Raw genomic sequence first — 26,915 nt, 5'->3', positions numbered from 1 at the left:
ATGGGTAAAGGTAGAAGAATGCCAATGGGTATGCCAGGTGGCGGAAATATGAACAATATGATGAAACAGGTTCAAAAAATGCAGAAACAAATGGAAGAAATGCAAAGCGAACTTGAACAGAAAGAAGTAGAAGCTTCTTCAGGTGGTGGAGCAGTAACTGTTAAAGTAACAGGTAAAAAATCGCTTTTAGAAGTTAAAATAGATCCTGAGGTTGTAGACAAAGATGATGTAGAAATGCTTGAGGATATGATAGTTGCTGCTATTAATGAAGCTTTTAGAAAAGCTGATGAAATGATGGATAGTGAAATGAAAAAAGTAACTGGCGGAGTAAATATTCCAGGGTTATTCTAATGGAACAATATACTCAACCAATAACTAAGCTAATAGAAGAATTTTCGAAGCTTCCTGGAATTGGAAGGAAATCAGCTCAGAGGTTAGCATTTCATATATTGGATATGAAGGGAAACGACGTAGTTGAATTGGCTAAAGCCATTGTAAATGCAAAAAAACTTACCAAGCACTGTAAGACATGTGGAAATATGTCAGAAAGTGATATTTGCAATATTTGTAGTAATATTAAAAGGGATCAATCTACTATTTGTGTTGTAGAAGATGTTAGAGATATTGCTGCTATGGAGCGTACCAAAGAGTATAATGGTGTTTATCATGTACTTCATGGAACTATATCACCACTTGACGGTATTGGTCCAGATGATATTAATATTAAAAATTTAATTAGCAGACTCAATGAAGATATTTCTGAAGTAATACTTGCAACTAACCCTACAATCGAAGGAGAAGCAACTGCAGTATATATTTCACGACTAATAAAACCGATAGGAATTAAAGTAACTCGTATAGCTCATGGTATACCTGTTGGAGGAGATATTGAGTATGCAGATGAAATTACACTGATGCGTGCTTTAGAAGGTAGACGTGAATTTTAAATACATATTTGTTAAATTTTATTTAGCAAATGAATAAAAAGGAACCTTTTGTCTATAATATAATAGATAGGAGGTTTTTTCCATGAGTGATGTAAATAATAAAAAATTATGTTTTAGGGATTTAGTTAATGAAGTTGTTTCACAAAAAAAAGAAGAGCCTAAAGATAATATATATATTAATATAGAAAAGGCTAGAAAAGAATGGGAAGAGGCAAAAAATATTTTTGAAAATGTATCTGAACCTGAATTAGTTGATTATGCAATTTATAATGTAGTTGCAGCAGAGAAGAAATTTACATATTTATTAAAACAAATAAAAAATGATAATACAAATTAAGGATGCTTATAGTGAAGGACGCATTAAGCGCCCTTATTTATTTTATATTATTATATAAGTTCTTGATCTAAACCATCAAATATTTCTGAACAGAAAAAATCCTTAAGTGAGATTTCTAACCCATCGCATATTTTCTTGATGAGAACAATTCCTACATCTTTTCTATCTAAATCAAAAACACTATAAACAGTAGATGGTGTAATCCCTGATAAATTAGCAAGTTTGTTCACTGCCAGCCCTTTTTCTAGACAAAGTTCATCAATTCTACTTATGACAGCTTCTTTTACACTCATGATATCCCTCCATATAAATATTTATGGTATTATTATACTATAAATTCGCAAAAACGTATACGCTAAAACGTAAATAAATTATAAAATACCATAATAACTTATAAATAATGCATAAATGCAAGAAATAATGTTTAGTTGATGTATATTTATGCTTTTAAAGAATACATATTTAAACAATTTGTAAAGTATTTTTTCATTGCATTTATGTAAGTTTAATGTTAAACTGAGATTTGCAATACTAAAGAAAGAGATGTGATATTGATGATTTCAAATACAGACAAGCTTTTTATGAAAAGAGAAAAATTATATGAGCTTGATTACATGCGGTTTATTGCATGTTTTGCTGTTATGATAGTTCATATTACTGCTACAGGTGTTACGGATTATATACATGGTAGTTTTCCTCACATGTTGATGTTACTATTAAATAGAAGTTTAAAATTCACTACTCCAGTTTTTATATTCCTAAGTGGTGTGACAAGCTTTTATGGATACAGGAATGGCAATAGAGAATTTAAATATTTTGATTTTTTAAAGAAAAGATTATCTAAACTTCTTGTAGCATATGTAGTATGGTGTGTAATTTATTATATGGCATATATAAGATTTGGATATTATGGTTTTGATATAAAGTTTTTTACCAAGAGTATGTTTCAAGGTACTATGTCTTATCATCTTTATTTTGTAATAATCATTACGCAACTTTATATATTAGGTCCAGTATTTTATAACTTAATAAAAAATTCTAAAAATAGGGTTATGGTATTAGTTATATCAGCTATAATTACTGCTTTGTGTGTTGAATATATAAGATTTGAGTTATCAGATAGAATATTTTTAAAATATATGTTCTTTTATATGTTAGGAATTTTTGTAACTCTTGAATATGATAAGTTTACTATGTGGTTAAAAAAGAATAGTATTTTAGTAATAGTTGGATATATTATTATTGCTTTAGCTTATTCAATAGTATCTTATTATGATTTGATAATATATACTATTGTGTGGTTTTTATTCTCTACAGTATCAGTGTTTTTCGTTTATTATATTGGTTTAATTTTAAAGGATTGGCTAAAAAATATTTACAGTTTTATTAAATTGTTTGGTCAAAGTTCTTACTATATTTATCTGATGCATCCACTAATATTAACTATAATGACAATTTACACTACAAATAAGGGGATTCTATCTGTTACAACTAGAATATTAATATACTTTGCAACAGTAATTCCAGTGACAGTTGCTATGAGTCTTATTTATGTAGCCATAAAGAATAAGCTGAAAAAAAGAAAGAAAGTACCAGTTACTTCTCATTAAAATATTATTATATTCTTAAGAAAGAATCGAAGAATCTCTCGTAACTAATTACAAGAGATTCTTTATTAAATTTAGGATAACCTAAATTTATTTATTAACTTTGAATTGCTTTTTCATATTCTCTCATTGCTAAAATAGTTTGTTCAAACAAATAATTCAAGTCCCATCCTAGCATTTCAGCGCCATCTTTAATTGTTTCTCTAGAGCAACCAGCAGCAAAGCTAGTACTTTTAAATTTTTTCTTTAAAGATTTAACTTCAAAATCAGAAGCGCTTTTCGAAGGTCTCATTAATACTGCAGCTCCAATAAGTCCTGTAAGTTCATCTACTGCAAATAGTACCTTTTCCATAGTATGTTCTGGTTTTATATCAGCCTTAGTTAGGCCATATCCATGACTTGCTATTGCTCTAATTAATTTTTCGTCAATGTTTTTTTCTTTTAAAATTTCTTGAACTTTTACACAATGCTCTTCGGGATACATTTCAAAATCTAAATCATGAAGTAAACCTACAATTCCCCAGAAATCTGCTTCTTCTTCATAGCCAAGTTTCTTTGCAAAATATTCCATTACAAATCCAACTGTTTCACCATGTTGTAAGTGGAATTCATCTTTGTTATACTCTTTTAATAAATTTAATGCTTCGTCTTTTGTAATATTACTCATTTTATTATCCTTTCTGTTAGAAATTTTATAAATTATATAAATAGATTTATAACTTTATATTTTGTATTGAATAAAAATAATCAAATTCTAATGTTATATTAGTATAATTCTATCTTATTTTCATAAATTTGTCTACAAATAGTTATATTAATATGAGTTCAAATACAGGTAAATCAAGTAAAATTACAAATAATATATAGTGAGTTATGTTTAAACATAAAAATTATTCATAAAAAATACCATTGATTTATTGTTAAAAATATGCTATTCTTAAATCAAAAAGGGATAATATGAGAAATGTTGGAAGAGTACAATCAATAGATAGAGCTATTTCTGTTTTAAAGTGCTTTTCAGAAAGTAGAAGTGAACTAAAATTGTCAGAAATTTCTGAAATGTTAGGTCTAAATAAAAGTACAGTCCATGGTATAATAAATACATTAAAATATAACGGTTTAATTGACCAGGATAATAACACTCAAAAATATAGATTAGGACTTTACTTAATAGAACTAGGTGATTTAGTTATCAATTCGATGGATGTGAGAAATATTGCATATCCAATAATTGATAAAATAAGTCAAAAACTTGATGAAACTGTTCATATTGGAATACTAGATGGGACAGAGGTTGTGTATGTATTTAAGAAGGAAAGCACCAGATCAATAAAAACATCAACTAAAATTGGATTTAGAATTCCTGCTTATTATACTGCTGACGGTAAAGCAATGCTTGCTAATTTAGATGAAGATAAGCTTTTGAAAATAATACCTGAAAAAATAAAAGCAGTAACTCCATATACTATAACTGATAGGGACAAGCTTATGCAGGATTTAAGAAAAATTAAAGAAAATGGGTTTGCTATTGACAATCAAGAAAATGTTGTTGGGTTATTTTGTGTAGCTGCACCAATTTATGATTACAGTGGTAAAGCCAAATATGGATTAAGTGTTACCGGACCCGCAATTAGATTTAATAATGAAAAAATAAATGAAGCTATAACAGTTATTAGTGAGGCAGCAAAGGAAATTTCTAAAGAAATAGGATATAGAGGATATCATTAGCATATCCTTTTTATAAGGCTATATATCAGAACGCCATTCGGCAATGCTGAATGAAAAATTATTTTATATATTTAATATAAATAAAAGCAATTTTGTTTAAAATAAGATATATGTTTTAAAATTTAAAGTAATTTATACAAAATACTTTGTTAAAATTTAGCTAAATTTTAATGCATAGTCATTATTTCCAATAAAAATATGTTGACTATATAAATACAATTTGCTAATATTGTAAACGCCGGTATATACAGCAAACGCTGTTTTATATAAATTAAAAATGCTTATGGAGGAATAAAATGAAAAAAATTATATTATTAACATTGATCTTAACAATGTCCCTATTTTTATTTGTAGGATGTGCACAAGATCAAGAACCACCTACAGAGGATCCAGTTGTGGAAAATCCAGATACAGAAGAACCTTCTGATGAAACAGATACAGAAGAACCAGTTGATGAACCAGATAATGAAAATTCTGTAAAAACTGGATTAGCAGTTATAACGTCAGTTGAAAAATCTAAAGATGCTGCAGAAGAAGACGGAGTAGGTCAGTCAGATTCAGTAGTTGTTGCAGTTACAGTAGACCAAGAAGGTAAAATAGTAAAAGCTGCTATAGATACAGCACAAACCAAAATAAATTTTTCTAATGAAGGAATAATTACTTCTGATGTAAGTGAAGATTACAAATCAAAACAAGAATTAGGACCTGAATATGGAATGAAACGTGCTTCTTCACTAGGAAGAGAGTGGAATGAACAAGCTAACGCTCTTGCAGAATATGTAGTTGGAAAGACATTAGAAGAAGTAAAGGGAATAACAGTTGATGAATCTGGAGTACCAACTGAAGTAGACTTGACATCATCTGTTACAATTAAAGTAAGCTCATATATTGAAGCTATTGAAAAAGCTATGAATAATGCTCAATATTTAGGAGCAGAAGCAGAAGATAAATTAGGACTAGGAATAGAAACTACAATAGCAAAGTCTAAAGATGCTGGAGAAGAAGATGGTTTAGCACAAGCTTATTCAAATTATACAGCTACTACTTTTGATGCAGATGGTGTAATTACAAGTAGTATTATAGATGCTTCTCAGGCAAATGTAAACTTTGATGCAGAAGGAAAAATAACTTCTGATTTAACAGCTCCTGTATTGACTAAAAATGAATTAGGTGAAGATTATGGGATGAAAGGTGTATCAGATATAGGTAAAGAGTGGAACGAGCAAGCTGATGCATTTTCAAAATATGTAGTTGGAAAAACTATTGAAGAAGTTACAGGTTTATCAGTTGATGAATCTGGGCATGCTACTGAAGAAGATTTAACAAGTTCTGTTACTGTAGGAATCGGTTCATTCCAGTATATAATTGAAGAGGCTGAAGCAACATCTAAATAGTAACTTGAGAGGTAGTTATCTACCTCTTTTTTTCAAGAAGGTGATATTTTGATTAAAAAAGTAGTATCGACAATATTTTTAGTTATCCTTATCAGCAGTCTTACATCTTGTAAGAGTGACGGAAAAACGCAAACTCGCTATGAGGCTGAGTTTTTATTGCTTTTTGACACAGCTACAAGGATTGTTGGATATGCCGATAGTGAGGAAGAATTTACTGAATATGCACAGAATGTTTATGATAACTTAAAAGAGTATCATGAGCTTTATGACATTTATAATGATTATGAAGGTATTAACAATATTAAGACAATAAATGACAATGCAGGTATAGCTCCAGTTAAAGTTGATGAAAAAATTATAGATTTACTCAAATTTGCAATAGAAGAGTATAAAGTTACAGATGGTAAAACAAATATTGCTTTTGGGTCTGTTTTAAAAATTTGGCATGAATATCGAAACAATGGAGTTGAAGATCCTAAAAATGCAAAACTACCTTCTATTGATGAACTTAAAATAGCTAATGAACATACGAATATTGAGGACATTATCATTAATGAAGATGAGTCGACAGTTTTTCTAAAAGATTCAGAAATGAGTTTGGATGTTGGTGCTATTGCTAAAGGATATGCTGCTGGTGAAGTAAGTAAAATAGTAAAAGAAGCGGGACTTACATCAGGACTTTTATCTGTCGGAGGAAATGTAATTGCCATAAGCAATAACATAAGTACAGGTGAAGATTGGAATGTTGGAGTACAAAATCCTGATATTAATAGTCAAGAATCAATATTGAAAATAGTAACACTTAAAGATAAATCTCTTGTTACAAGTGGAAATTATGAAAGATATTATACCGTTGATGGTAAAAAATATAATCATATTATTAATTCTGAAACTCTATTTCCTTCAGAGTATTTCGCTTCTGTATCTATAATTTGTGATGACTCAGGAAAAGCTGATTCACTTTCTACTGCTATTTTTAGTATGCCGTATGAAGAAGGTATAGAAATTATTAATAATATTTCAAATACTGAAGCCATGTGGGTTTTTAGTGATAAAACAATTAAATACAGTGAAAACTTTGAACTTTTAATAAAAGAATGAACATTATCTAAAAATAGAGAGTGTTCATTTTTTATTTATAATGAACTATTAATGATTTGTTGACACTATGTAATAATTATAATAAAATGTATAAGTAATCCGCATAAGTTGTTCATATAAAAAAGAGCCCAAGGTGTTATACTTTGGGATTTTTTGACGGAGGTGTACATGAAAAATAAAAACAAATCAAATGCAGGAATAATTTTGTCATATTCAAGGGGACTAAAAAGATTTTTATTTATTTCTGCAATTGCAACGATTCTAAGGGTTCTAACTAGTTTTGCAACTCCTCAAGTTATTAGATTTACAGTTGACTCTGTAATAGGTGAAATTCCTATGAATTATGCAGTACCGATAATGAATATAATTGAAGCTGTTGGTGGTAGAGAAGGCTTAAGATTAAATTTATGGCTATGTACTGTTGTAGTTATACTTTTAGCATTAAGTACTTCTATTTGTGATTATATAGGTAGAACGTTCATTGCGAAGGGTTCTGAAGGAATTATAAAAAACATAAGAAATAGTTTGTATGAACATATTCAAAAATTACCATATAGTTGGCATATTAAGAATCAAACAGGAGATATAATACAACGAGCTACATCTGATGTAGAAATTTTGAGAAATTTTCTTTCTACTCAGTTGTCGGAAATGTTTAGAACTGTAATGTTAATTTTAGTTTCATTATTACTAATGTTTTCAATGAATTTTAAACTAACTTTAGTTGTTTTAATATTCATACCTATTATAATAATTTATTCATCTATTTTTTATGGTATTTTATCTAAGAAGTTTTTAGTTGCTGATGAGGCTGAAGGTGAATTGTTTACATCTGCTCAGGAAAATTTAACTGGTGTTAGGGTAGTCAGAGCTTTTGGTCGAGAAAGTTATGAAATAGAAAAATTTTCTGAGAAAAATAATAAATTTTCTGATTTGTGGGTTAAATTAGGTTACCAATTGGGATATTACTGGGGTTTAGGAGATTTTGTAACAGGATTACAAATTATGACTGTTATAAGTTTAGGTGTAATTCAAGCTGTAAATGGTGTCATAACATTAGGAGAATTTCTTGTTTTTGTAACGTATAATCAGATGCTTGCGTGGCCAGTAAGAAGTTTTGGGCGAATATTAGGCGAATTAAGCAAAACTAGGGTTTCAGTAGGCAGAATTTGCGAAATATTAAAAGAACCTGCAGAAGAGGATGAAGCTGATAATATTACTCCTGATTTGAATGGTGATATTGAGTTTAACAATGTAACTTATTATTACGAAGGTAACAATCCTGTTGTAAATGATGTAAGTTTTAAAATTAAAGCTAATACAACCTTTGCTATACTTGGAGGTACAGGTTCTGGCAAAACAACTCTTATGCACTTGTTAAACCGTTTATATGATTTAACAGAAAATAATGGCTCAATAACAATAGGTGGAATTGATATTAGGGATATAAAAAGAGATTATTTAAGAAAAAATATTGGAATGGTACTTCAAGAACCATTTTTATTTTCAAGAACTATTAAAGAAAATATAAAAATAGTAAAACCTAATGCAACTGACGAAGAAATAGAAGAGGCTTCTTCAACAGCACAGGTACATAAATCAATAGAAAATTTTTCTAAGGGATATGATACAATAGTTGGTGAAAGAGGAGTAACTTTGTCTGGAGGTCAAAAGCAACGAGTTGCTATGGCTAGGATGTTACTTCAAAATACTCCAATTATGGTTTTTGATGATTCTTTGTCTGCTGTTGATGCAGAAACAGATGCTAATATTCGTATCGCATTAAAAAAGAGAAAAAATAAATCTACGGTTATTTTAATTTCACATCGTATTACAACATTAATGGAAGCTGATATTATTCTTGTTCTAGATAAAGGTAAAGTATCAGATATAGGAACTCATGAAGAGTTAATAAAACGTGATGGTATTTATAAAAATATATATAATGTTCAAATGAATATATATGATGATAATGATTAGTGGAAAGAAGGTGATTTAATGACATATTATGAAGAAGATAATTATAAATATAAATCATTTAATACAAAGGTATGGATGAAGCTAATTCCATTTTTTAAACCTTATACAAGAATGATGATTGGAATTATAATATTCATGCTTCTTTCGGCATTTATAGACATTTTAATGCCTCTGTTTCAAAAGTATGCTGTAGATAATTTTATTGTACCTAGTAAAACTGAAGGACTAATAAGCTTTATTATCTTGTATGGTGCTACTCTTATTATGCAAGTTATTAATATAGTTATTTTTGCTCGCCTTGCTATTAAGATAGAAATGCGTTTAGGTTATGATTTAAGAGAAACAGTATTTACACATTTACAAAAGCTTTCTTTATCTTATTACAATACTACACCAGTAGGATATATAATGGCTAGAGTATTGAGTGATACTAATAAAATAGGAACTATGATAGCTTGGGGATTAGTTGATGTATTCTGGGCTATAGCTTATGTTATTGGAGTATTTATAGCTATGTTTTTTTTAAACTACAAGTTGGCTTTGTTAGTTATTATTGTAGTACCAGTAATGGCTTTAATTACTATGTATTTTCAAAAAAGGATACTTGAAACAAATAGAGAATTAAGAAAAATTAATTCTAAAATGACTGGTGAGTTTAATGAAGGAATAACAGGAGCTCGAACAACTAAAACTCTAGTTATTGAAGATAATAATTATAGTAAGTTTAGAAAAGTAACAGAGTCTATGAATATGAAGTCTATGAGAATGGCAAAATTAAATGCTATTTTTATACCGATTATAGTATTTTTTGGCTCTGCTGCTACTGCTATTGTGCTGGCAAGAGGCGGACATCTTACTATAAATGGGTTGATACAGTTAGGAACTCTTTCTGCTTTCCTTTCTTATGCAATAAATATTTTTGAACCAATACAACAATTAGCAAGAATCTTCGCAGAAGTAGTTTCATTACAGGCAAATATTGAGAGAGTTACTGAACTTATGGAAAAAGACCCTTTGATAAAAGATAGAGATGATGTTGTTGAAAGATATGGGGACAATATAAATCCTAAAAAAGAAAATTGGGAATCAATAAAAGGCGATATAGAATTTAAAGATGTAACCTTTAAATATCCAGATGGGGACGAAGAGGTTCTTAAGAATTTTAATTTAATAATACCAGCTGGAACTAATGTTGCCATAGTAGGAGAGACAGGTGCTGGAAAAAGTACTTTAGTAAATTTAGCATGTAGGTTTTTTGAACCTACAGAAGGTCAAATATTAATTGATGGTAAAGATTATAGAGAAAGGTCACAGCTTTGGCTTCATTCAAATATAGGATATGTATTGCAAAATCCTCATTTGTTCTCAGGGACAATTAAAGAAAATATAAGATATGGTAGATTAGATGCTACTGATGAAGAAATCGAAAAAGCTTCTAAAATAGTTTCAGTAGATACAGTTATTGAAAAACTTGAAGAAGGATATAATAGTCAAGTAGGTGAAGGAGGAGACAGATTATCTACAGGAGAAAAGCAATTGATATCTATTGCTAGAGCTATATTAGCAGATCCTAGAATTTTTGTATTAGATGAAGCAACTTCCTCCATAGATACAAATACTGAAAGGTTAATACAAAAAGGCATAGATTATTTATTGAAAGGTCGTACTTCATTTATAATTGCTCATAGACTTTCTACAATAAAAAAAGCTGATTTAATTTTAGTAGTAAAAGATGGGAAAATTGCTGAGAGAGGGAAACACAAAGATTTAATTGACAAAAAAGGATATTACTATAATCTATATACTAAACAAATAGAAGAAGAGAAAACTTTGGAAGTTTTAAAGTAAATATTTTACATTGACACTAAGATTGATATATGATATTATTCATTATGCTGTGCTACATGGGGAGGTAGCGGTGCCCTGTACTTGCAATCCGCTGTAGCAAGGTGGAATTCCCTTTTAGAGGCTTAGTTTGTGAGGTCTGACTTTAGTAAGTGACGTTGAGAACTTGGTCTTGCGCAACAAAATCCTATGAATCCTGTCAGGTCCGGAAGGAAGCAGCAGTAAGTAGACCCTTTTGTGTGTCGCAAGGTTGCTGGGTTTGAGTTAACTGTTGGAGTAACGCTTGTGAATTAATGTCGAAAAAGGGTGCACAGCTTTAATAATTAAGAATGCAGTAATGCAGAATTTAATAAAAGATAATACTATGGATATGGAAACATATTCTTTTTTTTATCGATTTTTTAAATACACATATATTTTTTAATTTTGTCACCTATTAAAAACATTAAACTGTATCTTTTATAGAGTACAGAATATTGTATAATTAAAATACAATAATAATGTAAGTAGGTGAAAAAATGAGTGATAAAATGATAAAAAGTATGGTTTATACTTCATTATTAGCTGCATTAGTGTGTGTAGCAACATTTACAATAAAAGTTCCTTCAGTTGTAACAAATGGATATACACATTTAGGTGATGGTTTTATTTTTATAGCAGTAATTTTGCTTGGTGGAAAGAATGGTGCGTGGGCTGGCAGTATAGGTGCTGCATTAGCAGATATATTAGGTGGATATAGTCATTACGCTATACCGACATTCATTATTAAAGGTATTATGGCCTTACTCATGGGTTATATAATTAAGAAAATGCCACAAAATAATAAATTAAGCTGGATACTTGGTGCAATTGTAGGAAGCGTATGGCAGGTAGTAGCTTATTATGTTGTAGGATCAATAATGGTTGGAAGTTTTATATCTACTCTTATGGATATACCAGGAAATACTATTCAATCGTTGGCTGGAATTATAGTATCTGTAATATTTGTAGTAGCATTTAGAAATACATCAATTGGTAAAAATATAATAAAATAGTAGGGGGCGCATTTTATGCGCCCCGCGGTATGCATGCAATGCATACCCTACAGTGAAATAGTGCGAAACATAATTGTCCTGCGGTATGGATGAAATGCATACCTACAGTTAGATTATGAATTTTTGATAAATTTAGTGTTGCATTTTTTGCATGTTATAGCTATTTTACCTTTACCTCTTGGAACACGTAGACTTTGTTTGCAATTAGGACATTTAAAATATTTATAATTTCTGATATTTTTAATTTCACTAAACTTAACTTTAAGCCAAGCACCTATTGGATTCCAAAACTTTAAGAATTTAATATTCTCACTTTGTCTTATAGAAGTGTTTCTAGATAACATTCGGAAAGCACAAGCTCCAAATATTATATATGATAATAAGGTCAATATAATAATATCTAAAGCATCACCTATAAAGGTAAAAATAATTCCTAAAATAAGTAATGCTAAAGTCAATTGATCAGTTCCATATCTTCCTAACATAAAATTTCTAAAAGGGTTCATTTAAATCCCTCCTTTCTAAGACAAGTTAAATGACTATTGAATTACTTCTGGGTTAATAAATTCAGGTGGATATAAAATGCCTGTTAAATCCACGTTTTTAACATAATTATTTAAAGGTTCATTATCAACAGTTATTAAAATTCCATCGATATTTGGAATTGTAGTAAATGTATAAATTAATGATTCAATCATCATCATTCTTAAATCATCTTTATTTTCATAGGCTTTTTTAAAAGCTTCATTAAAATCTAATTTTAAATAATTTCCTTCAGCAGATACTCCTTTCAATATAATGCTTTCAGGAATTGGATTTCTTCCAAAGTTTAGTTCTAAATCAAAATATAAATCATATAATTTTTGAGCAATTATTTCAGTGGAATCATTATTGGTAATTCCAGTTAAATTTGTATCTACATTATAATCAAACAAGAAATATCTATCATCAATTTTATAAGCTAAATAAATATAATAATCTTCAATATTTGGTATAGGTTTTTTTGTATCAACATTGTTAAAATATGTATCAACAATTTTTCTATCAACAGTAAATTTCACACTATATATAGGCCAATATCTATCAACGGCAAAAATTGATTTAACAAATGATTGATGCGACTTTTGTCCATAATTACTATTGTTGTATTCTTCATAACTACTTGGCAGATCAATTACTACATTACCGTTATTATAGGTTGTATTTACAACGTCACCTATTAATGTTTTCATGTTATTACTTAGTGGTCCATTTTGAAGTTGTTCAATTGCCATTCTAGTAATTGATTTATCTTCTACAACAAATCTTGTTACAGGTATCAATGTATCGATATTCTCTGTAGCAAAGTATAAAGTTAAACCTTTCGTACCAGCTGGAGCAGAATTCAATGCTGAATAATAAGCTCCATTCGTATCATATGTTACATTAATTGTTACTTTAGAATTTTCAGGATTACTTATCAGATTTGATTGAAGTACTATTTTGTATGTACCATCATCAAGTTTTAACTTTTTTTGGCTTACATCTAATGTGGTTATCATTGGATTATCTTCGTTTATAGAAATATTCATATCAGATGAAGGTGATAAAAGTTCTAAATCAGTAATATTGCTACTAATTAATGTGTCTTGCTGATATATATTTGCTGTAAATACACTATTTGAAACACTTTTAGTTACTTCATCCTTTTTTGCAATATGCTTAACTATTATTGATTCAGGATTTGTGAAATCAGTTGAATCAACTTCTAATTTTAATGTGCTTGTTTCAGTTGGAGTTTCGATTTCTATAGTATCCTTGTAATTTATAGGTGATAAATTAAATAAATATGTAGTTGATAACAGACCTATTAAACAGATTATTATAATATTGTTAATTATCCTCATATATATACCTCGTTTATATCTTATACCTACATTATATAACAAAGCTTAAAAAAAACAATAAAAATAGATAAATTTTGTTAATTAATCTCATTCTTATATCAATGACAACTTTATTACAAATTACATATAATAAATAAAAGTATATGAGGTGGTAATGTGTATAGAGGAAAGACGAACCCTAAATCTTTTTTAATAATGGAAGACATGATGGAAATTTTATATATATTGAATAGGATGAGGAATAATTCGTATGATTATGACTATGTTAAAAATGTTAATAAAATATCAGAGATGGACAGATTGGAAGACTTTATAAAATTATTATTTAGTAATAAAGATAACAAAACAAAAGAAAGTGCAAAGAAATTCTTGAGTCTTATTCAAGATATAGATTCAGTAAAATATGGTATAAATAACTTACATCATAATGAATATAAAGAAAGAGATGAGTTATATTTAAAACCGAAATTTAAGGGAAATTTGTATGCTGAGGATGATGATGGTTTATTTAATAAATTAATATTTTTTTTAAAATCTTTAAATGATGAAGAATGAAGTAACACTTAAGGAAGGTGCTGAATAATATATAGAAAAATTAATTATTTAGGAGGTCTTTAAATGTTTAACAATATATTAGGAGACAACGGAGATAACTTATTATTCTTTTTCTTATTATTAGTTGTTTTATTTACATGTTGTGGTGGAGATGACGGTTTAGTTGGAGGTATTGGTGGATTTGGAGATGGTGACAGCCTGTTATTCTTCTTCTTGTTATTAATAGTATTGTTCCTATGCTGCGACAACGATGATATTAGGGATAGACGTGGTTGCTAATTTTTAAGAAATTGAAGTACATTAGTGAAAAGTTTCTTGGGAGTCCAAGAAACTTTTTGCATATTTATTGAAATTTTTAATATATTGAAGGTTATTTTATTTATTAAAAATAAAATGCGAAACAAATCATTATAATTGTATACAAAACGCATACGCATGTAGCTGATGTAAGTCTTGGAAAATGCATATTTACTAATTGTTTTACAAAAATTAATATTATTGCATAATTATTTGAAACTGATAATGGCTAAAAATTAACAAAAAAATAGTTGTTGACAAAAACAAATCCCTGTATTAATATAAGTTTTAAATTTATAAAAAACAGCAAGGTGGTGTTACACAAATGAAGAAAAAATCTTTTTTATCATTACTAGCAGTTATATTAATAATAGGATTATTAGCAGGCTGTAGTGGTGGCGAAGCAAAAAATGAAAACACAGATGAAAATGGCTCTGCGACAGAAGTTAAGATAGGTATAAATTTTGAATTAACTGGTGAAGTTGCATCATATGGAGTATCTAATGTTGATGGTATAATGATGGCATTTGACGAAATTAATGCTAATGGTGGAATTAATGGTATGCAGATTGTTCCTGTAGAAGTAGACAACAAGTCAGATTCTGCAGAAGCGACGTCATTAGCAACAAGACTTATGACTCAAGAAGGAGTTGTTGCTTGTCTTGGTCCTGCAACATCAGGTGATTTCATGGCTACTATACCAGTAGCTATGCAAAATGAAATTCCAGTAATATCTGCTTCTGCAACTGCAGATAAAGGTGTAACTGTGGATAATGGTGGAAATGTAAATGACTATGTATTTCGTTTATGTTTCAATGATTCATTCCAAGGGGTTACAATGGCTAATTTTGCTTTAAATAACCTTGATGCTAAGAAAGCAGTAATAATTCAGGATAATTCAAGTGATTATGGAAAAGGACTAGCAGAAAATTTTGTTGAAACTTTCAAAGGCTCTGGAGGAACAATAGTTGCTCAAGAAGGTTATGTAGCAAAAGATAAAGATTTTAAGGCTATTTTAACTAGTATAAAAGGCGAGGATTTTGACGTAATTTTTATACCTGGATATTATCAAGAAGCTGGTCTTATTATAAAACAAGCTCGTGATTTAGGAATTGATGCTCCTATACTTGGAGCAGATGGTTTTGATTCACCAGTTCTTTTAGAACTAGCTGGAGCTGAAGCTTTAACTGATGTATATTTCTCTAACCATTATTCATCTATAGACGAAGATCCATTAGTTCAGGAATTTATAACTACATTCAAAGAAAAAAATGGTGTTGAACCTAATGCCTTTAATGCTCTTGGCTATGACTTAGGATACTTTATTGCTGATGCAATTGAGCGTGCCGATTCAACAGATCCAGTAGCTATTAAAGATGCCTTAGCTTCGACGAAAGGATTTGTTGGTGTAACTGGTAGTTTCGATATGGGACAAGATCATAATCCAATAAAGTCTGCAGTTGTTATTAAATTAGACAATGGTGTTCAATCATCAAGTGTTAAAGTAGATCCAAAATAAAGTTTTTGAATTTAATTTAATAGGAACTTATTAATTAAGTTAGTGTGCTTGTTACACTAACTTAATTCTTTAATTTATTGTATCGTAAGGAGGTGCTACTTTGGATCAATTATTACAACAAATGATTAACGGAATTTCTTTAGGAAGTATTTATGCTTTGATTGCTTTAGGATACACAATGGTTTATGGAATTATAAAACTTATTAATTTTGCCCATGGAGATGTATATATGATTGGTGCTTATATTGGGTTTGCAGTTACAACTTATGCAAATTTAGGGTTTATACCTGCTCTTATTATTTCTATGGTTGCATGTGCCATACTTGGAATGCTTGTTGAAAAAATAGCATATAAGCCATTAAGAAATTCATCAAGAATAGCAGTTTTAATTACTGCAATTGGAATGTCTTTACTTATAGAATATACTATGATGTTTTTTGTAGGTGCAGAAGTAAGGTCTTATCCAAAACTATTATCAGAGGAAATATTTAATTTTGGAAGTATTGTTATAAGCATGCAACAGATTTATATTATTATAACTGCAATTGTATTGATGATAATACTACAGTTTATTGTTAAGAAAACAAAAGTTGGAAAGTCAATGAGAGCTGTTTCAGCCGATAAAGATGCAGCTCAATTAATGGGAATCAATGTAAATAGTACAATATCATTTACTTTTGCTATTGGTTCTGCTTTAGCAGGCGCAGGAGGAGTACTAGTTGGTATTTATTATAATTCAATAGATCCATTAATGGGAATGATGCCAGGGTTAAAGGCTTTTATAGCGGCAGTATTTGGGGGTATAGGAAGTATACCAGGTGCTATGATAGGTGGATTATCTATAGGTGTTATGGAAACTTTGGTTTCTGGATATGGTAATTCAATGTATAGGGACGCTGCAGTATTTGCATTTTTAATTTTAATACTTATCTTAAAACCGTCAGGACTTTTAGGTAAGAATACGAAAGAGAAGGTGTAATATGAAAGTATTTAATAAAAAGAATATAATAATTTTTGTTTTGATTTTATTGTTTTATGCAGCTGTCCAAGCTCTTATTTCTACAGGAATCATAAATAGTTTTTATGAAATTACATTAGCTACCATTTGTATTAATATAATATTAGCAGTAAGTTTAAATTTAGTTACAGGTTTTACTGGACAATTTTCTTTAGGCCATGCTGGTTTTATGTCAATAGGTGCCTATGTTGGTGCAATTATTAATATGAATATGAATTCAACTTCTGGATTCCTTATTGGTATTTTTGCTGGTGCTGTTGCAGCTGCAATTGTAGGGGTAGTAATAGGTATTCCAACTTTAAGACTTAAAGGTGATTATTTAGCTATTGCCACATTAGGTATGGCAGAGATTATCCGTGTAATATTTTTAAATATGGAGATTACAAATGGAGCAGCTGGTTTAAATGGAATACCAAGATATACAAATTGGCTATGGTTATTCATTTTTACTACTGGAACTATTATATTAATAAATAACTTTATAAAATCTTCACAAGGACGAGCTTGTATTTCAATACGTGAAGATGAAATTGCAGCTGAATCAATGGGAATAAATACAACAAAATATAAAGTTATGGCATTTGCATTAGGTGCATTATTTGCAGGAATTGCTGGCGCTTTATATTCATCCTATTTTTACTTTATAAAACCAACTTTATTTAGCTTTCAAAAATCAATAGATATTTTAGTAATAGTTGTATTAGGAGGAATGGGAAGTATTACAGGATCTGTAATTGCAGCAATAGGTCTTGCTATAATAACAACAGCTTTACAAAAATATGCAGAATTAAGAATGATAATATATGCTATTCTGTTAGTAGCTATAATGATATTTAGACCGCAAGGTTTAATGGGAACTAAAGAAGTTAGTGATTTATTTAAATTTAAGAAAAAAGGTGAGAAAATTGAATAAAGGAGGAGCCCATAATGTCGTTGCTTTCAGTTGATAAATTAACAAAGTCCTTTGGGGGACTTACAGCAGTATCTAATGTAAGTATGTATATTGAAAAAGGAGAACTTATAGGACTTATAGGCCCAAATGGAGCAGGAAAAACAACTTTATTTAATCTGCTTACTGGAGTATATGAGCCTACAAAAGGTAGTATAAAGTTAAATATAAATGGAAATGAAAAGGAAATTGGAGGGCTCAAACCATATAATGTAACTAAATCTGGGGTGAGTCGTACATTTCAAAATATTAGACTTTTTAAAGATTTATCTGTTTTAGATAATATTAGAATTGCAATGCATCAAAAAATTGATTATAATATGCCATCTGCCCTTTTTCGATTTAATAAATTCTACAAAGAAGAAGAAAGACTAGTCTGTGAAGCTGAAAAATTAATGGATATATTTAAATTAACCCATAAGAAGAATGAGTTAGCTAAAAATCTTCCATATGGAGAACAAAGACATCTAGAAATTGTAAGGGCTATGGCTACAAAACCAGCATTGTTACTTTTGGATGAACCTGCTGCTGGTATGAATCCTAAAGAAACAGAAAATCTTACAAATACTATTGCAAAGATAAGAAAAGAATTTGGACTATCTATTCTTTTAATTGAACACGATATGTCTTTAGTTATGAAAATTTGTGAACGTATTTATGTTTTGGACTACGGCATGATGATTGCTTCTGGAGTTCCTTCAGAAGTTAGAAAAAATAAAAAGGTTATTGAAGCCTACTTAGGAGGGGATTTGTAAATGCTTGAGATAAAGAACCTTAATGTGCATTATGGAGTTATCCATGCTTTAAAGGACGTTTCTTTAACTGTAAATGAAGGCGAAATTGTTACTTTAATTGGAGCAAATGGAGCAGGAAAAACAACTACTCTACGTACAATCTCTGGATTAAATAAGGCTACAAGTGGCGAGATTATACTAGAGGGAAAAGATATAACTAATCTTTCAGCTCCTCAGAGGGTTCGAATGAATGTTTCGCAAGTTCCAGAAGGTAGAAGAATATTTCCAGATATGAGTGTGTTAGAAAACTTAGAAATGGGTGCATTTCTAAGAAAAGATAAAGTTATAATAAAAAGGGACATAGAACACGTATATGAACTTTTTCCAATACTAGGTAAAAGGAAAAAACAATTAGCTGGTACCTTGTCTGGTGGAGAACAGCAAATGCTAGCTATGGGTCGTGCACTTATGTCTAAACCTAAAATTTTATTACTAGACGAACCTTCAATGGGGCTTGCACCGCTACTTGTAAGGGAAATCTTTGAAATAATAAAGAATATAAATAGTGAAGGCGTTACAATATTACTAGTCGAGCAAAATGCTAGGATGGCATTATCAATTGCACATAGAGCTTATGTAATTGAAACTGGGTCAATTGCTATGACTGGTACTGGTGAGGAATTAATTAATAGTGATGAAATCCAAAAATCATATTTAGGAGGAGAATAGTTATGTATGTTAAAAATAGGATGACTGTAAATCCGTATACGATTGCTTATGATGCACCAATTAATGATGCAGTAGAGATATTTAGAGATAATAATCTTAAGAGACTTCCTGTCACTGATAATGAAAAAGTTATTGGTATATTAACTCAAGGTGATATACAAAAAGTGTCTCCAACAAAGGCAACATCTTTAAGTATATTTGAAATTAATTATCTTTTATCAAAAGTTACAGTAAAAGATGCAATGAGCAAAAACCCTATTACTATTTCTCCAGATAGCTTATTAGAAGAAGCAGCAGTAATTATGAGAAAAAATAGAATAGGTACATTACCAGTAGTTGAAAATAATAAAATAATTGGAATAATCACAGAGAGTGATATTTTCGATGCTTTTATAGATTTATTAGGATTCAAAGAGAATGGAAGCAGAATAACAGTTGAATCTAAAGATGTACCAGGTGCTCTTGCAGACATGGCAGATATTTTTAAATCTTTTGATGCTAACATAACTCATATTGTAGCTTATCATGGTGATAACGGTAAAAGTGATGTAGTTATTAGAACAAATACACTAAATACAAATGAAATTGAAAAAAGACTATTAGAACATGGATATAGAATAGAACATGTTTTAAAAAATGATAAAAAATAAAATTAAGATAAAGCGAAGATTCAATTATGAGTATGAGAATCTTTGCTTTATTTATAGATTATGTTATATGCTTAAATATTTTTTGAACCAATTAGTCATTTCTTCTAGTCTTCTAACTCTATGTTTAGGCTTTCCACTTCGACTTAATTCATGGTTTTCACCTTTGAACATGCATAGTCTTGCATCAACTCCATGATATTTAAGAGCGGTAAACATTTGAAGTCCTTCTGCTAGCCAACAACGGTAATCTTCCTCTGAATGAATGAACAATGTAGGTGTAACTACTTGATTTGCATATTTTAGTGGAGAATGCCACCACATTTTTTCAACATTATCCCAAGGTGTTGATAGATTTTGGTCTGAATTAAAATAATATCCAATGTCAGTTGTTCCGAACTTAGAAATCCAATTTGATATACTTCTCTGTGAAACTGCACATTTAAATCTATCAGTGTGACCTATAATCCAGTTTGTCATAAAACCACCATACGAACCGCCAGTAACCCCAATACGTTTAGAGTCAATTTGAGGATATTTCTGTAGTACAAAATCTGTAAATTTCATTATATCATCATAATCAATTGTACCATATTTTCCTCTAATGTCTGCAAATTCATCACCTCTTCCGTCACTTCCCCTTGGATTACAGTAAAATACGAAATACCCTTCGTTTGCCCAATACTGCATTTCGTGATAAAAAACTTCACCAAAGACAGTTTTAGGACCTCCATGAATATCTAGGATACCTGGGTAAGATTTGTTTTCATTATAATTAACAGGCTTTAATACGAAACCTTCAATTTTCATGTCATCATTTATAAATTCAATAGGTTCAGGTTTTATAATATTTTTTGTTTCTAATATTATTTCATTAAATTTTGTTATTTGTTTTTCTGTTTCAGAGTTTAACTTATAGATTTCCTGAAGCTTAGTTCCTCTAAGACCTATAAATAGAATTCCTTCATTACATATATCAAAGCAATCTATGGAGCCGTTATCTGTAGTAAGTTTTTCTATTTCACCATCAAGGGATAGCTTTTTTATGTAAGAACTTTTGGACTCAGTTGAAATAAAGTACAGCGAATTGTTATATACTCTTACATCTGCACCTCCTCCAAACCTGCAGTCAGAACCTACTGAATCACCTAAGCCAAAGTCGTGTCTATAAAGCAAAACTATGTTATTATTATTAATTTTATAGAAATTGCAATTTTGATTTAACCCATATTCATCCATAAGTGATCCACTAAAAATGATATTATTACCAACAAATTCAGCAAATTCTATGTTGTAGCCTTCTTCTTCATCAACTAGACAAGTGGCTTCCTTTGAATATAATTCATAAAGATATAGCTCGTTAGTTTGTTCAGCCTTATTTGTGAAACATTCTGATACAAAAAGTGCCTTTCCATCTTTTATGCTGGTTATACTAATGTTTTCAAATTGTTTTGAAATAGGAACAATATTATTTGCTCCTTTATCATATAAATAAAGCATATTTCTTTTTTTATTAGTAAAACCTTCACCATTTGTCCAAAATGGTATTTCATCTAATATTTCGTAGTCTTTATTATCTTTTATTATTTCAATTGCTTTTGATTTTTCTTCTTCTATTGAATGTAAATTAATACCATAATGGTCATATGTAGCAGTAAACAAAAACATTTCATCAGCTATTTTTTTAATATCTGTAACTTTCATTGGAATACGCATATATTCATTGGCTTCACCACCATGAATATCGATAGTATAATAAACTGTCCATTGTTCTCCCTTTTTAATTTCTTTCTTTAGCTTTTCATCTCTCATTGAGGGGAAAAGAATTGTATTATTATCTAACCAAATAAAGTTTTTTTCTTCATTCAATGATGTAAGTTTTTTATATTCTAAAGTAGCACAATTCAAAATCCAAATGTTTGATAAATACTTATTACTTTCATAATTGGCAGAATGCATAACAAAAGCTCCGTATTTTTTATCTGGAGATAGCTCTAATTCTGATAAAAATTTGTAATCTAAGAAATCCTTCAACTTCAAATTTTCCATTTTCATTCCTCCATTTACTTATTTTATTTTATCTGTTATTATAATTATTATATATATAATAATAACTATATGCAATTAAGTATTTTAAATAACATGGAAAAAGGGAGAAAACAATGTCATTTAAATTAAACCTAGAATTTACTTTGAAAACATTAGAAGAGATAATCAAAATACCAAGTCCTTCAGGATTTTCTAAAGATGTAATGGCTCATATAGAGTCAATTGTTAAGGAATATGGATATAAGTTTGAAAAAAATAATAAAGGAAATGGAATTATAGAAATAAAAGGTGTTGATGATAACTATTGTATTGGAATTCCAGTTCATGTAGATACACTTGGTGCTATGGTAAGATCCATAAATAGTGATGGAACTTTAAAAATTACTACTATAGGAGGAAACTTATTTCCTACTTTAGATGGGGAATATTGTAAAATACATACAAGAATAGGACAAGTTTATACAGGAACAATACTTTCTACTTCACCAGCTGCGCATGTTTATCCTGATTCAAAAAATAAAGAAAGAAATGAAGAAAATATGATGGTTAGACTTGATGAAGTTGTAAGTTCAAAAGCCGATGTGGAAGCACTAAATATTATAACAGGCGATTTTATTTCTATAGAACCTAAATTTAATATAACAAAATCACGCTTTATAAAATCAAGATACTTAGATGATAAGGCAGGTACAGCTTGTGCTCTTAGTTTGATGGAAACATTTAAAAGACTTGAAGAAAAACCAAGATGTAATGTAAAAATTATAATTTCCACTTATGAAGAAGTTGGACATGGCTGTTCCAATATTCCTGAAGACATTGATGAATTAATAGGGATAGATATGGGTTGTATAGGACTTGATTTATCATGTACAGAACAAGATGTGTCCATATGTGCAAAGGATAGTGGAGGTCCATATGATTATGATATTACAACGAGATTAATTAATCTTGCTAAAAAACATAAATTAAAATATGCAGTAGATGTTTATCCAATGTACGGATCTGATGTTACAGCTTCTCTTAGGGCAGGAAACAATATAAGAGGAGGTCTAATAGGCCCAGGAGTTCACGCTTCTCATGGAATGGAAAGAACTCATGTTAAAGGGTTAGAAAATACGATAAAATTAATATATGCTTATTTAACTGAATGATTAAAAAACAAAATTCAACGGATTGAAAGGAAATCAGTGTGGAAAATTTAATATTCTCAATTAATGTTGTTTTGCCCTTATTTCTTATTATGTGTTTAGGAACATTTCTACGAAAAATAAATATTTTTAATGATAGCTTTTTAAAAACTGCAAATAAGTTCGCATTTAAAGTATTATTACCAGCATTATTGTTTAATAATATATACAATAGTGAAATTTCAAAGGCTGTAAACTTGAAATTAATTATATTTGCTATTAGCATAGTGATAATAACAATTGGTGCTTTGTTTATTATTATACCTAAATTTGAAAAAGATAAAAGAAATATTGGAGTAATAATTCAAGGCTTATTTAGAAGTAACATAGTTTTATTTGGAATTCCTCTATGTTCAAATATATTCGGTGAATCTAGTGTTGCTGTGACTTCAACATTAATAGGAATAATAATTCCAATTTACAACTTTACAGCAGTGATAGTTCTTGAAATGTATTCTAAGGATAAATTAGACATTAAAAGAATTACAATAAATATTTTAAAAAATCCTTTAATTATAGGTTCAATGCTTGGAATAATTGCAACATCAATAAATTTAAAATTACCTACTTCAATAGAGAAAACAATATCTGATCTGGCTGTTATGGCAACTCCACTTGCTCTTATGGTTTTAGGGGGAGAAATAGAAATTACGAAAATTGGAGATAATATAAAATATATTATTTCAGTTGTTTTAACGAAACTTATAATAATACCTGTAATAATAATTATTATTTCATTAATTTTTGGGTTTAGAGGTTCAGACTTAGGAATATTGTTTATTTTTGCTGCATCACCAATAGCTGTATCAAGTTATACAATGGCACAACAATATAATTGTAATTACGAATTGGCTGGACAATTAGTATTTGTTAGTACAATAGTTAGTGCGATAACTATTTTCATGTTTGTTTATGTATTAAAAATGATTAACTTAATCTAAAAAAAGAATTTTATAACAAAAAAGGTAATTAATTATTCATAATATATATTAAGAAATTAATAATTAAAAATTTATTGCAAATAATATATTTGTAGATGCTTAATGCAATTACAATATATCAATTATGAAGGGATGATTACTATAAAGAATTTTAACAATAATCAAAACAAAAATAAAAATGACATTAATGAAAAAATGAAAAATTGGGAGGATCAAGTTAATTTAGACAGTCAGCAAAGTTTTAGAGAACAGCAGAAAAACATGATAAATAATTATAAAAACAATCAAAATAACAATAATAATAATTTTAGAAACAATGAATTACGAAACAACAACAATAACAATGAATTAAGAAACATTAATAACAATGAGTTAAGAAACAACAATAACAACGAGTTAAGAAACAATAATAAAAGTGAATTAAGAAATATTAACAATAATGAATTAAGAAATAGAAACAATAATGAATTTAGAAACAATAATAACAACGAATTTAGAGACAGAAATAACAATAGAAATAACAATGAGTTAAGAAATAACAATAGAAACAACAATAATGAGTTTAGAAATAATGACGATTTAGTTAATAGAAATAGTTACATGAGATTTGAACTAAATAATAGGTTTGAAGATAAAGATAATAACAATCAAAATAAATCTAATAATAGAAATAATTTTGAAAACAAAAATGATAATAGGTTTGATAACAATAAAAACAATAATAACAACAATAAATTTAGATAGAAATTATTATAATAATTCAGGGTTAAGTTTAATAGCTTAACCCTTTTTTTATGAAAAAGTTAAACGTAAACTTGCATTTTTTTGATAGTATAAAGTATTATTAATGTACGTACTTTCATAAATAATGCGTTTTTAATATATTAGATTATTTAATTATGAATTATTATAATTATGTCTTGCAATTTAACAAACAAGCTTGACTTTACAAAAAATATTGTCTATACTAACAATGTTTATAATTATGGATTGGTGGTGAAAAAAATGTTTAAAGGAATAGCTGTAGATATATCTGATGGGTTAGTTGTAACTTTGTTTAGTATGGCAGTAGTATTTGTAGTCTTACTAGCAATATCTTACATAATAGATTTAACTCATTTATTTGTTAAGAAGTCTAATTAAAATTATTTTTTAAGGAGAATATTATGGAATTAATTATTGATTTTTGGGAGACGACTGGTTTTTCTCAAATATTTAAATTGGTAGAATTGGAATTATTCGGTTTTAATTTAATGTTACCAGGCAATTTAATAATGATAGGTATCGCATGTATATTTTTGTATTTAGCAATTAAAAAGGGTTATGAACCATATTTATTAATACCTATTGCTTTTGGTATGTTATTAGTAAATCTTCCATTAGCAGGACTTATGGATGGGCCTTTAGGGGACCAAAATGGAGGACTATTGTACTATTTATATCAAGGTGTTGATTTAGGAATTTATCCACCTCTTATATTCTTATGCGTAGGTGCAAGTACAGATTTTGGGCCATTAATAGCTAATCCAAGAAGTATGCTTTTAGGAGCCGCAGCACAGTTCGGAATATTTTTCACATTTTTAGGAGCGATTTTTCTTAATCAAACTGGTATCGTTAGCTTTACAGGTGCAGAAGCAGCATCAATTGGTATAATTGGTGGAGCAGATGGACCAACAGCATTATATATAACAAGTAAACTTGCTCCAGATTTGTTAGGGCCTATAGCAATAGCTGCATATTCTTATATGGCGCTAGTACCTATAATTCAACCACCTATTATGAAAGCCTTAACAACAGAAGAAGAAAGAAAAGTTAAAATGCAGCAGTTAAGACCTGTTAGTAAAACAGAAAAAATATTATTCCCAATAATTGTAACAATTTTCACTATATTAGTATTACCATCTGCAGCATCATTAATAGGTATGCTTATGCTTGGTAATTTATTTAAGGAATCAGGAGTTGTTCCAAAGCTTACAGAAACATCTACGAATTCTTTAATGTATATTGTAACTATATTTTTAGGTATAACAGTTGGTGCAAAGGCAAGTGCAGTTGCATTCCTTAATACTAAAACCCTTATGATTATAATATTAGGATTAATTGCATTTAGTTTTGGTACAGCAACAGGTGTTATATTCGGTAAAATTATGTATAAGACAAGCGGTGGAAAAATTAATCCGCTTATTGGAGCAGCAGGAGTATCAGCAGTACCCATGGCAGCTCGTGTTGTTCAAAAAGAAGGTCAAAAGTATAATCCAGCAAACTTCTTATTAATGCATGCAATGGGTCCAAATGTTGCAGGAGTAATTGGCTCAGCAGTTGCAGCAGGTTTGTTATTGATGTTCTTTGGTTAAAAGTTAATAATTAATAATTTTAATATATTTATAAAAAAACTGTTGCAAATTAGCAGCAGTTTTTTTATAATAATTTT

28 protein-coding genes and 1 other RNA gene are annotated in these 26,915 nt (G+C 29.1%); 24 read left to right on the top strand and 5 right to left on the bottom strand.

Going from position 1 to position 26,915, the window contains the following annotated elements; all coding sequences use genetic code 11:
- The 3 genes from U8307_RS05625 to U8307_RS05615 all read left to right on the top strand — a co-directional run bounded on the left by U8307_RS05625 (position 1) and on the right by U8307_RS05615 (position 1,284).
- Positions 1 to 351: a YbaB/EbfC family nucleoid-associated protein gene (locus U8307_RS05625; protein WP_326910948.1), complete on the top strand. Its 351-nt coding sequence runs from the start codon at positions 1 to 3 to the stop codon at positions 349 to 351.
- Positions 351 to 947 carry a recombination mediator RecR gene (gene recR / locus U8307_RS05620; protein ID WP_326910946.1) on the top strand — a complete coding sequence of 199 codons (597 nt, stop codon included), beginning with the start codon at positions 351 to 353 and terminating at the stop codon, positions 945 to 947. Before U8307_RS05625 ends, recR begins: the two co-directional genes overlap by 1 nt.
- Before the next feature lie 82 nt (positions 948 to 1,029).
- Positions 1,030 to 1,284 carry a DUF2508 family protein gene (locus U8307_RS05615; RefSeq protein ID WP_326910944.1) on the top strand — a complete coding sequence of 85 codons (255 nt, stop codon included), beginning with the start codon at positions 1,030 to 1,032 and terminating at the stop codon, positions 1,282 to 1,284.
- 50 nt (positions 1,285 to 1,334) lie between these two features.
- On the opposite strand, the gene U8307_RS05610 is transcribed toward U8307_RS05615, so the two are convergent.
- A complete protein-coding gene (locus tag U8307_RS05610) occupies positions 1,335 to 1,577 on the bottom strand; it encodes a helix-turn-helix domain-containing protein (RefSeq protein ID WP_326910942.1) in 243 nt (80 codons plus the stop codon).
- A gap of 261 nt (positions 1,578 to 1,838) precedes the next feature.
- Between U8307_RS05610 and U8307_RS05605 the strand changes: the two genes are divergently transcribed.
- On the top strand, positions 1,839 to 2,894 hold the full coding sequence (locus U8307_RS05605; protein ID WP_326911556.1) for an acyltransferase: 1,056 nt from the start codon (positions 1,839 to 1,841) through the stop codon (positions 2,892 to 2,894).
- 94 nt (positions 2,895 to 2,988) lie between these two features.
- On the opposite strand, the gene U8307_RS05600 is transcribed toward U8307_RS05605, so the two are convergent.
- On the bottom strand, positions 2,989 to 3,558 hold the full coding sequence (locus U8307_RS05600; RefSeq protein ID WP_326910940.1) for a hydrolase: 570 nt from the start codon (positions 3,556 to 3,558) through the stop codon (positions 2,989 to 2,991).
- Positions 3,559 to 3,848: 290 nt separating this feature from the next.
- Here U8307_RS05600 and U8307_RS05595 point away from each other — a divergent pair, with 290 nt between their 5' ends.
- From U8307_RS05595 to U8307_RS05565, 7 genes are all read left to right on the top strand, one after another.
- Positions 3,849 to 4,619: an IclR family transcriptional regulator gene (locus U8307_RS05595; RefSeq protein WP_326910938.1), complete on the top strand. Its 771-nt coding sequence runs from the start codon at positions 3,849 to 3,851 to the stop codon at positions 4,617 to 4,619.
- Between the two features lie 296 nt (positions 4,620 to 4,915).
- Positions 4,916 to 6,013 carry a hypothetical protein gene (locus U8307_RS05590; protein WP_326910936.1) on the top strand — a complete coding sequence of 366 codons (1,098 nt, stop codon included), beginning with the start codon at positions 4,916 to 4,918 and terminating at the stop codon, positions 6,011 to 6,013.
- Between the two features lie 48 nt (positions 6,014 to 6,061).
- Positions 6,062 to 7,114, top strand: coding sequence for an FAD:protein FMN transferase (locus U8307_RS05585; protein WP_326910934.1), 1,053 nt, complete (start codon positions 6,062 to 6,064; stop codon positions 7,112 to 7,114).
- 168 nt (positions 7,115 to 7,282) lie between these two features.
- Positions 7,283 to 9,094, top strand: a complete 1,812-nt coding sequence (locus U8307_RS05580; protein WP_326910932.1) for an ABC transporter ATP-binding protein — start codon at positions 7,283 to 7,285, stop codon at positions 9,092 to 9,094.
- A gap of 18 nt (positions 9,095 to 9,112) precedes the next feature.
- On the top strand, positions 9,113 to 10,942 hold the full coding sequence (locus U8307_RS05575; RefSeq protein WP_326910930.1) for an ABC transporter ATP-binding protein: 1,830 nt from the start codon (positions 9,113 to 9,115) through the stop codon (positions 10,940 to 10,942).
- A gap of 47 nt (positions 10,943 to 10,989) precedes the next feature.
- Positions 10,990 to 11,253: signal recognition particle sRNA large type (gene ffs / locus U8307_RS05570), an RNA gene on the top strand.
- A 204-nt stretch (positions 11,254 to 11,457) separates the two neighbouring features.
- Complete coding sequence (locus U8307_RS05565) at positions 11,458 to 11,973, top strand: ECF transporter S component (RefSeq protein ID WP_326910928.1); 516 nt, start codon at positions 11,458 to 11,460, stop codon at positions 11,971 to 11,973.
- Positions 11,974 to 12,086: 113 nt separating this feature from the next.
- Here the strand turns inward: U8307_RS05565 and U8307_RS05560 are convergent, their stop codons facing one another.
- Positions 12,087 to 12,479 (bottom strand): hypothetical protein, encoded by a 393-nt coding sequence (locus U8307_RS05560; protein ID WP_326910927.1) that lies wholly within the window; start codon positions 12,477 to 12,479, stop codon positions 12,087 to 12,089.
- Positions 12,480 to 12,512: 33 nt separating this feature from the next.
- Positions 12,513 to 13,859, bottom strand: coding sequence for a GerMN domain-containing protein (locus tag U8307_RS05555; protein WP_326910926.1), 1,347 nt, complete (start codon positions 13,857 to 13,859; stop codon positions 12,513 to 12,515).
- 156 nt (positions 13,860 to 14,015) lie between these two features.
- Here U8307_RS05555 and U8307_RS05550 point away from each other — a divergent pair, with 156 nt between their 5' ends.
- The 8 genes from U8307_RS05550 (at position 14,016) to U8307_RS05515 (ending at position 20,310) form a co-directional block, all read left to right on the top strand.
- Positions 14,016 to 14,414 carry a hypothetical protein gene (locus tag U8307_RS05550; RefSeq protein WP_326910924.1) on the top strand — a complete coding sequence of 133 codons (399 nt, stop codon included), beginning with the start codon at positions 14,016 to 14,018 and terminating at the stop codon, positions 14,412 to 14,414.
- A 63-nt stretch (positions 14,415 to 14,477) separates the two neighbouring features.
- A complete protein-coding gene (locus tag U8307_RS05545; protein ID WP_326910922.1) occupies positions 14,478 to 14,693 on the top strand; it encodes a hypothetical protein in 216 nt (71 codons plus the stop codon).
- Positions 14,694 to 15,036: 343 nt separating this feature from the next.
- Positions 15,037 to 16,230, top strand: coding sequence for an ABC transporter substrate-binding protein (locus tag U8307_RS05540; RefSeq protein ID WP_326910920.1), 1,194 nt, complete (start codon positions 15,037 to 15,039; stop codon positions 16,228 to 16,230).
- Positions 16,231 to 16,330: 100 nt separating this feature from the next.
- Positions 16,331 to 17,209 carry a branched-chain amino acid ABC transporter permease gene (locus U8307_RS05535; RefSeq protein WP_326910918.1) on the top strand — a complete coding sequence of 293 codons (879 nt, stop codon included), beginning with the start codon at positions 16,331 to 16,333 and terminating at the stop codon, positions 17,207 to 17,209.
- 1 nt (position 17,210) lies between these two features.
- Positions 17,211 to 18,161: a branched-chain amino acid ABC transporter permease gene (locus U8307_RS05530; protein ID WP_326910916.1), complete on the top strand. Its 951-nt coding sequence runs from the start codon at positions 17,211 to 17,213 to the stop codon at positions 18,159 to 18,161.
- Between the two features lie 14 nt (positions 18,162 to 18,175).
- Positions 18,176 to 18,952, top strand: coding sequence for an ABC transporter ATP-binding protein (locus U8307_RS05525; protein ID WP_326910914.1), 777 nt, complete (start codon positions 18,176 to 18,178; stop codon positions 18,950 to 18,952).
- A complete protein-coding gene (locus tag U8307_RS05520; RefSeq protein ID WP_326910912.1) occupies positions 18,953 to 19,660 on the top strand; it encodes an ABC transporter ATP-binding protein in 708 nt (235 codons plus the stop codon). It begins immediately after the preceding gene.
- Between the two features lie 2 nt (positions 19,661 to 19,662).
- Positions 19,663 to 20,310 (top strand): CBS and ACT domain-containing protein, encoded by a 648-nt coding sequence (locus U8307_RS05515; protein WP_326910910.1) that lies wholly within the window; start codon positions 19,663 to 19,665, stop codon positions 20,308 to 20,310.
- Between the two features lie 63 nt (positions 20,311 to 20,373).
- Here U8307_RS05515 and U8307_RS05510 read toward each other — a convergent pair whose 3' ends face one another.
- Complete coding sequence (locus U8307_RS05510; RefSeq protein WP_326910908.1) at positions 20,374 to 22,356, bottom strand: alpha/beta hydrolase family protein; 1,983 nt, start codon at positions 22,354 to 22,356, stop codon at positions 20,374 to 20,376.
- Between the two features lie 113 nt (positions 22,357 to 22,469).
- Here U8307_RS05510 and U8307_RS05505 point away from each other — a divergent pair, with 113 nt between their 5' ends.
- From U8307_RS05505 to U8307_RS05485, 5 genes are all read left to right on the top strand, one after another.
- The gene (locus U8307_RS05505) at positions 22,470 to 23,507 is read left to right on the top strand and encodes a M42 family metallopeptidase (protein WP_326910906.1); all 1,038 of its coding nucleotides are present in this window, start codon (positions 22,470 to 22,472) and stop codon (positions 23,505 to 23,507) included.
- A gap of 38 nt (positions 23,508 to 23,545) precedes the next feature.
- Entirely contained in the window at positions 23,546 to 24,484 is a 939-nt protein-coding gene (locus U8307_RS05500; RefSeq protein ID WP_326910904.1) for an AEC family transporter, read from the top strand.
- Between the two features lie 102 nt (positions 24,485 to 24,586).
- Positions 24,587 to 25,228, top strand: coding sequence for a hypothetical protein (locus tag U8307_RS05495; RefSeq protein WP_326910902.1), 642 nt, complete (start codon positions 24,587 to 24,589; stop codon positions 25,226 to 25,228).
- Positions 25,229 to 25,489: 261 nt separating this feature from the next.
- Complete coding sequence (locus tag U8307_RS05490) at positions 25,490 to 25,627, top strand: OadG family protein (RefSeq protein WP_326910900.1); 138 nt, start codon at positions 25,490 to 25,492, stop codon at positions 25,625 to 25,627.
- Positions 25,628 to 25,650: 23 nt separating this feature from the next.
- The gene (locus U8307_RS05485) at positions 25,651 to 26,838 is read left to right on the top strand and encodes a sodium ion-translocating decarboxylase subunit beta (RefSeq protein ID WP_326910898.1); all 1,188 of its coding nucleotides are present in this window, start codon (positions 25,651 to 25,653) and stop codon (positions 26,836 to 26,838) included.
- The last annotated feature ends 77 nt before the right edge of the window (positions 26,839 to 26,915 follow it).

Origin of the sequence: Sedimentibacter sp. MB31-C6, from assembly GCF_035934735.1 — a bacterium.
GTDB lineage: Bacteria > Bacillota > Clostridia > Tissierellales > Sedimentibacteraceae > Sedimentibacter.
Note: the sequence above shows the minus strand (reverse complement) of the source record. Positions and strands in the feature narration are given on the sequence as shown.